The organism is Deinococcota bacterium (genome assembly GCA_030858465.1).
Classification (GTDB): Bacteria; Deinococcota; Deinococci; order Deinococcales; family Trueperaceae; genus JALZLY01.
Genome location: JALZLY010000034.1, coordinates 1 through 7,695, shown reverse-complemented (window position 1 = coordinate 7,695; position 7,695 = coordinate 1). Strand labels below are relative to the sequence as shown.

The window sequence follows — 7,695 nt, the reverse complement described above, 5'->3', positions numbered from 1 at the left end:
GCGGGCAACGAGGGCGGCTGGCAGGTGGCGCGCTGTCTGATGCTGCTCCACGCGCTGACGGGCTCGGTCGGCACCAGGGGTGGCTTCTGGCCCAATGCCTGGCACAAGTTCGTGCCCAGCTATCCTCACCCCGCGCCGGGGCCCAAGTGGTGGCAGGACCTGCACCTTCCCGACGAATACCCGCTGGCCTTTTTCGAGATGAGCTTTCTCCTGCCGCACTTTCTCAAGGAGGGCCGGGGCAAGCTGTCGGTCTACTTCAGCCGCGTCTACAACCCGGTGTGGACCAACCCCGACGGCTTTACCTGGATGGAGGCCCTCAGCGACGAGTCCAAGGTGGGGTGTTACGTCGCCCTGACGCCCACCTGGAGCGAGTCGGCCTGGCTGGCCGACTACGTTCTGCCGATGGGCCACGCCAGCGAGCGCCACGACCTGATGAGCCAGGAAACCCACGACAGCCAGTGGCTGGGCTTTCGCCAGCCGGTGATGAGGGCCTACTATGAGTCTCTCGGCCGGAAAGTAGGAGATAGCCGCGACTGCAACCCCGGCGAGGTCTGGGAGGAGAACGAGTTCTGGCTCGAGCTCTCCTGGCGCATCGACCCGGACGGCGCTCTGGGTATCCGCCCCTACTTCGAGAAGCCCGGCGCGCCCGGCGAAAAGATGACCGTGGACGACTTCTACGGTCACGTCTTCGACCGAAGCGTGCCCGGCTTGCCCGAGGCGGCGGCGAGGGAGGGGCTGACGCCGCTTGGCTACATGCGCCGCTACGGGGCTTTCGAGCTGACCCACGAACCCAAGGCCGCGTTCCTCGAGGAGGTCCCCGAAGACGAGCTTGCCGACAGGCGCGCCCTTGGCGGCCTCGTCTACAGCCTCTCGGGAGGGGGCAAGGACGCTCCCCAGGCCGAAGAGGATGGCGAAGGGCGCAAGCCGGTCGGCGTTTTGGTGGACGGCCGGGTCCTGCGCGGCTGGCCGACGCCCTCGGGCAGGCTCGAGTTCTACTCGACGACGCTCCGCGACTGGGGCTGGCCCGAGTACGCGTTGCCCACCTACATCAAGAGCCATATTCACCCCGACAAGCTGCGCGAAGGCGAGATCGCCCTCCTGCCCAACTTCCGGCTGCCCGTGCAGATTCACACCCGCAGCGCCAACTCCAAATGGCTCGACGAAATCGCCCACACCAACCCGCTCTGGCTGCACCCCGCCAAAGCGCGCGAGCTGGGCGTGAGGACGGGTGACCTGGTGCGCGTCACCACCCGCATCGGCTATTTCGTGGTGAGGGCCTGGCTGACCGAGGGCATCCGCCCCGACATCGTCGCCTGCTCGCACCACTTCGGGCGCTGGCGGCTCGACGGTACTGATAAGGGTGCGGGCGGTGGCAACCGCTCGCTCTCGAGCGTCGTCTCGCTGGCGCGCCAAGGCGACGAGTGGCGGATGACGAGGGAGCGGGGCGTCACGCCCTTCGTCTCCGCCGACCCCGACACCGCCCGCATCTGGTGGAGCGACGTGGGCGTCCACCAGAACATCACCTTCGAGGTTCACCCCGACCCCGTCTCCGGCATGCACTGCTGGCACCAGGCCGTCAGGGTCGAAAGGGCCCGCGTGGGCGATAAGCAGGGCGACATCCGCGCCGACACCGCGCGAGCGCACGCCTCCTACCAGGAATGGCTCGCCAAGACTCGCCCGGCTTCCCAGCACAGCCCCGACGGGACGCGCCGCCCCTACTGGCTGCTCAGGCCGCTGAAGCCCGCCCGCGAAGCCTACGACCTGCCCGGCCTGGGTGAGAGGGAACTCATTCCCGGCGACGATTAGCGTCGCGTATAATCGGCTAACGCCAACTAGCGAAAGGGGTAACCGTGGCAACCGTCCAACAGCTCCTGCTGACGAAGGAACCCTCGCTCTGGTCGATTGCGCCCGACGCGCTCGTCTACGACGCCATCCGGCTGATGGCCGAAAAGGAAATCGGCGCGCTGCTGGTGCTCGAGGGCGGCAAGCTCGTCGGCGTCATGAGCGAGCGGGACTACGCGCGCAAGGTCATCTTGAAGGGCAAGTCGTCGCGCGAGACAAGGGTCCGCGACATCATGACCCCGGAGCCCAAATGCGTCACGCCCGACGACACCGTCGAGCGCTGCATGAATATCATGACCGACGAGCGCATCCGCCACCTGCCGGTGACGCAAGACGGCCGGCTGGTGGGCATCATCTCGATCGGCGACGTGGTCAAGGCCATCATCACCCAGCAGGAGTTCTTTATCGAGCAGTTGCGGCAGTACATCGCCGGTGGCTGAGCCGCCCCTCTGGTGAGCCCGCTCGAGCGCGCCGCGCTCACCCGCTTTCTGGCGGGGCTCTTCTTGGGGCCGCCGGGCGAGGACGCGCTCGAGCTCGCAGGCGAAGTCCCTGAGCTGGCGCCTCATCTCGGCGCCGACCTTGCCGGGGACCATTCCTGGCTCTTCGACTTCAACGTCTACCCCTATGCCTCGGTCTACCTGGACCCCTCGGGCGGGCTGAACGCCCCCTGGTCGGGCTTCGTGACGGGCGTCTACCGGGCCTTGGGGCTCGAGCTGCAAGCGGGCGCGGGCCTGGCCGCGGGCGACCACATAGCCGCCGAGCTCGAGGCGGTGACGATCATGCTCGAGCGCGAAGCTCAAGCCGCTGACGAGGTGGCCGCGGCGCGCGCCCGCCACGGCCAGAGGGCGCTCCTCTTCGAGCAGCTCCTGCCCTGGCTGCCGGTCTTGACGCACGCGGTCGAGCGGGTCGCGGGGAGGGGCTTTTACGGCGTGGTCGCGGCGCTCACCAGGGAGGCGCTCTTCGAACACGCGGACGCGCTCCTGGGGGGCGAGGCGGCGCCCGCCTTCCGCTTTCCCGAAGCCGAGGACGAGCTGCAACCCTTTCTGCTGTCGGGCAAGGGGCGGGGGCCTGGCAAGGCGGGGGAGGCTCGAGCGGCCTTGCAGAGCCTCATCACCCCGGCGCGCTCGGGCCTCTTTCTGAGCCGCGAGGACATCACCCGCTTGGGAAGAAGGCTCGAGCTGCCCGTCCGCTTCGCCGAGCGGGCCTTTATGTTGGAGGCGCTCGCCCAGGCGGCGGCCGACCAGGAACGTCTCGAGGCCCTGTTTGGTGAGCTTCGGCGGGAGGCGCGGGAGCAGCGAGAGGCTATCGAGCGTTGGGGGCGGGCGCATCCGGCTTTGGCACCCGTCTGGGAGGACTGGCTCGGCAAGCTCGAGGCGACGGATGAGCGGTTGCTTGCCTTTGCCAAAGACTTTGGGGCGTTCGATGCTCGAGATGACGTGGAGTGAGGCGTCGGCTGCTTCTTGCTTGGCCTACGCGCTTCCCGTCGGTATCTTAGCGCCCTGCTTGGGGCGGTAGGGTCGAATCCTCTTGAGCTCCGCCGCCTCGGCCTTCAGGGTGCGGTAGAGTTCCCAGCGGAGTTGCAGGTTCATCCAGAGGTCGGGTGAAACATCGAAGAACTTCGCCAGCCTTAGCGCGGTGCTCGGCGTGACGCCGCGTCGGCCGTTGACGAGTTCGTTGACGCGCTGGTAGGGAACGCCGATGCCGTCGGCGAGTTCCCGCTGGGTGAGGCCCAGCGGCGTCAGGAACTCCTCGATGAGCATCTCGCCTGGATGCGTCGGCGGGCGGTGGCTTGGAATACGGACCATAACATCCTCTCCTTGAGTGTTAGTTAGTGGTAATACAGTCTCCGACAGCCGCACTGCTGGGGGTTTATACGCCCGGTAGTTTGTTCTTCTCCCGCTCGGCCCAAGCGCTGTAACCTCCCGAGAGGTCGTAGACGTTGTCGAAACCCGCCGCGCGCAGAACGCTCGAGGCGACGGCGCTGCGGTTGCCGGCCTGGCAGTGCACCACGATGGGCCGGTCCCTGGGCAAGTCGTCCAGCTCGTGCAGGAGGCGGCCGGCGTGGATTCGGGTGGCGCCGGGAAGGTGGCCGTCTTCGTACTCGCCTCTGGTCCGCACGTCGAGGACGAAGGCGTCCTTGGCATCAAAATCCTCGAGTGGGGTCTGCTGGCGGGGCTCGAGCGCCAGGCCCTCGAGCGAACTGGCGTAGGCCGCTACGCGGTCGATGCCGACGCGCGCGAGCTTGTCCCGTAACTCCTGAGCCGTCTCCTGGTCGTCCGCCAAAAGGATGAGCGGGCGCTCGTCCGCTTCCGGGTCGATAATCCAGGCCGCCCAGGTGCTGAAGGTTTTGCCCGCGGGCAGGTGCAGGGCGCCGGGAACGGTGCCCCTCTCGTAGACGGAGCGGGGGCGGGTGTCGATGAGGACGGCGCCACCCGCCAGGGCCTCCTCGAGCGCCCTGGGGCCCAGGTGCTCGATGGCCCCTCGCTCGCCCAGAATCGCCGGGCCTTGGCGGTTTTGGCGCTTCATGCGCGAGAAGTAGAAGGGCGCGTCGGGCTGGCCGTCCAACAGGGCCGCCGCGAAGCCCGCCTCGTCGTCATTCTCGAGGTAGCGGCCCCACCAGGCGAAGAGCCGCTCGTAGCCCACGGTGCTGCTCGGCACCGCGCCGAGCGCCTTGCCGCAGGCCGAGCCCGCGCCGTGGCCGGGCCGGACCTGGACGTAGTCGGGCAGGTTGAGGAAGGTTTCCTGGAGGCTCTTGAACATCGCCCTTGCCATCGGCTCGCGGCTGTCCTTGCCGCCGCCCGACTCGTCTAAGAGGTCAGGCCTTCCCAGGTCGCCCACGAAGACGAAGTCGCCGGAGAGAAGAAAGCCGGGCTGGTCCGTGGTGGCGCCGTCGGTGATCAGGAACGACAGGTGCTCGGGGGTGTGGCCGGGGGTGTGGAGCGCCCTCACCCTGACCTTGCCGAGGGTAATCTCGCTGCCGTCCTCGAGCCCCTCGTGGGCGAAGCGGTACTGCCAGTCCTCGCCGCCCTCGCCCGACAGGTAGAGGCCGGCGCCGGTGGCCTGGGCGAGCTCGAGAGCGCCCGAGAGGTAGTCGGCGTGGATGTGCGTCTCGGTGACCGCGACGATCCTCATGCCGCTCTCCTCGGCCTCGTCCAGATAAACTTGGACGTCGCGGCGCGGGTCTACCACCAGCGCCGTCTGTTGTTCTTGACAGCCGATGAAATAGCTCGCCTGGGAGAGGTCTTCGTCGTAGATCCGCTTGAACACCATAGCATGCCCCTTTTCGCTAGTCTATACTCCATTCTCGGCCTCTGGCCCGGCATCGTCAAGCCCCGCGAGCGAGCGGGCGGCGCAGTATACTTCCGCTATGAACGTCACCTACCTCCTGACGCAGCCGTGGCCCTGGTACGTGGCCGGTCCCCTCATCGGCCTGATGGTGCCGCTGCTCCTCCTCCTCGGCAACAAGCCCTTCGGCATCTCCTCGAACCTGCGCCACATGTGCGCGATGATTCCCAACCGGAACCCCTTCTTTAACTACGACTGGCGCAAGGAGTCGTGGAACCTCATCTTTTTCGCGGGCATCCTGCTCGGCGGCTTCGTCGGCGGGGTGCTCCTCGGCAACCCCGAGCCCGTGGCGCTCTCCGCGCGGACCGCGGCCGAACTCCAGGCTCTGGGCGTCCCCCACGAGTCCGGCCTGATGCCGACGAGCCTGTTCAGCTGGGCGAGCCTCCTGACCCTGCCCGGCTTCATCCTCATGGTCGTCGGCGGTTTTCTGGTCGGCTTCGGCGCGCGCTACGCGGGCGGCTGCACCTCGGGTCACGCCATCAGCGGCCTCTCGAACCTCCAGCTTCCCTCGCTTATCGCGGTGATGGGTTTCTTTATCGGTGGGCTCTTCGTCACCCATCTCGTCCTGCCCTGGGTCTTGAGGCTCTGAGATGACGACCGCGCGCAGCCTGCTAGAGACCCGCAGCGGCCTCATGGACGGTGTCAAATATCTCGCCTTCGGCATGTACTTCGGCTTTGTCCTGACCAAGGCCGAGGTCATCAGTTGGTACCGCATCCAGGAGATGTTCCGCTTCCAGTCCTTTCACATGTACGGCGTCATCGGCGTGGCGGTCTTGGTAGGCGTCTTGTCGGTGTGGCTCATCAAGCGCTATAACGTCCGGGCCTTGGGCGGCTCGCCTATCACCTTCGCCGCCAAGGAGCCCGCCTCCTACCGCTATATCGTGGGCGGCACCATCTTCGGCCTCGGCTGGGCGCTGACGGGCGCCTGCCCCGGCCCCATCGCCGCGCTTATCGGCAGCGGCTATACGGTCGTCTTGGTGGTGCTTGCCAGCGCCGTCTTGGGCACCTGGACCTACGGCGTCTTGCGGCCCAAGCTGCCGCATTGAGGCGCCCCCTGGCGGACATGCGAAGCCTCAGTACGCTGACCCTGGCGCTCATTCCTTTGGCCGTCGTCATGAACATCGTCGCGGGGCAGTTCGCGGCGGCCTTGCGTCTGCCCCTCTATCTAGACAGCCTGGGCACCGTGCTCGTCGGGGTGCTGGCCGGGCCGCTGGCCGGCGCCTTGACCGGGGCCCTGTCCAACCTCCTCTGGGGCCTCGTCGCCAGCCCCACGGCGCTTCCCTTTGCCCTGACGGCGGCGGTCGTCGGCGCGCTGGCGGGGGTTTTCGCCAGGGCCGGCTGGTTTCGCCGCGGCTGGCTGGCGGCCTTGGCGGGCCTGGTGACCGGCGTGGTCGCGGCGGTGGTCAGCGCGCCGGTCGCGGCCTACCTCTTCGGCGGCGTGACGGGCGGCGGCACCGACGCGCTGGTGGCCTTTTTCCAGAGTGTCGGCGCCAACGTCGTGCAGGCGGCCCTCGGCCAGAGCCTGGTCAGCGATCCGCTCGACAAGCTCATCACCTTCTTGCTGGTGTGGGGGCTCGTGCGCTCCCTGCCGAGGAGCCAGCGTGCGCGCTTCGAGGCCGAGGGCAAGGCGCGCCGCTAGCAGGGTGAGGGTCTAAGGTGAGGGGCTAGGGTGACGGGTTACGGGCTCTACCGGCCGGGCCGGGGTACGCTCCACCGGCTGCACCCGCGCAGCAAGGCGAGCCTGGTCCTGGCGGTGCTGCTCCTGGCCTTCGCGCCCTGGCAGCGTCTGCCTTGGGGCCTGGCCTGGGCGCTACTCTGGCCGCTCACGCTGCTCGGTTTGCTGGCCGGGCTGGCCTGGCTCGGCGGGCGAGGGCTGCTGAGCGTCTGGGCGCGACGCCTGCTCTTGGTGCTCGGGCCGCTCTTCTTGTCGCTGCTGCTCGTGCAGGGCTTTTTCTTTCCCGGCGCGCGGGAGGTGCTGGTGGCGTTCGGGCCGCTCGAGCTCAAGCTCGAGGGCCTGCGCTTCGCGGCCGTGGTGGGCGGACGGCTGCTCGTCGTGGTGGGCGCCATACTCCTCGTCACCTTGAGCACCCACCCGGCCGACCTGGTGCTGGCGCTCGCTGAGGCGGGCTGGCCGCGCGAGCTCGGCTACGTGATGCTGGCGGCGCTGCTTCTCCTGCCGCGCCTGAGCGCGCAGGCCGGTGACATCCTAGAGGCGCAGCAGGCGCGGGGCCTGAGGCTGAGGGCTGGTCTGCTGGGGCGCGCGCGGGCGCTTGTGCCGCTGCTCGGGCCGCTCGTCCTGGGCGCCTTGCAGGAGGCGCAGGCGCGGGCGGCGGTCCTGGACGCGCGCGCCTTTCGGGCGTCGGGGCCCAAGACGAGGCTGCGCGTGCTCAGCGACCCCCCGGCGGAGCGGCTCGGGCGCCGCGTCCTGCTGGGCTTGAGCCTGCTGGTCTTTTTCGCGAGCCACGGCTTGATGTGGGGGAGGTGAGGGCCGACGGCTTGGAGGTGGCC

Annotated in this window: 9 protein-coding genes; 7 read left to right on the top strand and 2 right to left on the bottom strand. The window is 68.4% G+C overall.

The window, feature by feature from the left end; translation table 11 throughout:
* From M3498_02045 to M3498_02035, 3 genes are all read left to right on the top strand, one after another.
* The coding region (locus tag M3498_02045; GenBank protein ID MDQ3458079.1) for a molybdopterin-dependent oxidoreductase at positions 1-1,806 on the top strand (1,806 nt) is incomplete at its 5' end.
* A gap of 44 nt (positions 1,807-1,850) precedes the next feature.
* Entirely contained in the window at positions 1,851-2,282 is a 432-nt protein-coding gene (locus tag M3498_02040) for a CBS domain-containing protein (protein ID MDQ3458078.1), read from the top strand.
* 12 nt (positions 2,283-2,294) lie between these two features.
* Entirely contained in the window at positions 2,295-3,287 is a 993-nt protein-coding gene (locus M3498_02035; GenBank protein MDQ3458077.1) for a molecular chaperone TorD family protein, read from the top strand.
* Positions 3,288-3,311: 24 nt separating this feature from the next.
* Here M3498_02035 and M3498_02030 read toward each other — a convergent pair whose 3' ends face one another.
* Entirely contained in the window at positions 3,312-3,647 is a 336-nt protein-coding gene (locus M3498_02030) for a HigA family addiction module antitoxin (GenBank protein ID MDQ3458076.1), read from the bottom strand.
* Between the two features lie 64 nt (positions 3,648-3,711).
* The gene (locus M3498_02025) at positions 3,712-5,112 is read right to left on the bottom strand and encodes an MBL fold metallo-hydrolase (protein MDQ3458075.1); all 1,401 of its coding nucleotides are present in this window, start codon (positions 5,110-5,112) and stop codon (positions 3,712-3,714) included.
* 97 nt (positions 5,113-5,209) lie between these two features.
* On the opposite strand from M3498_02025, the gene M3498_02020 reads away from it, so the two are divergent.
* The 4 genes from M3498_02020 to M3498_02005 are packed head-to-tail and all read left to right on the top strand — an operon-like array spanning position 5,210 to position 7,672.
* Positions 5,210-5,776, top strand: coding sequence for a YeeE/YedE family protein (locus M3498_02020; GenBank protein MDQ3458074.1), 567 nt, complete (start codon positions 5,210-5,212; stop codon positions 5,774-5,776).
* A 1-nt stretch (position 5,777) separates the two neighbouring features.
* On the top strand, positions 5,778-6,233 hold the full coding sequence (locus tag M3498_02015) for a YeeE/YedE family protein (protein ID MDQ3458073.1): 456 nt from the start codon (positions 5,778-5,780) through the stop codon (positions 6,231-6,233).
* 17 nt (positions 6,234-6,250) lie between these two features.
* Positions 6,251-6,826 (top strand): ECF transporter S component, encoded by a 576-nt coding sequence (locus M3498_02010; GenBank protein ID MDQ3458072.1) that lies wholly within the window; start codon positions 6,251-6,253, stop codon positions 6,824-6,826.
* Between the two features lie 30 nt (positions 6,827-6,856).
* Complete coding sequence (locus tag M3498_02005; protein MDQ3458071.1) at positions 6,857-7,672, top strand: energy-coupling factor transporter transmembrane protein EcfT; 816 nt, start codon at positions 6,857-6,859, stop codon at positions 7,670-7,672.
* Positions 7,673-7,695 lie beyond the last annotated feature (23 nt).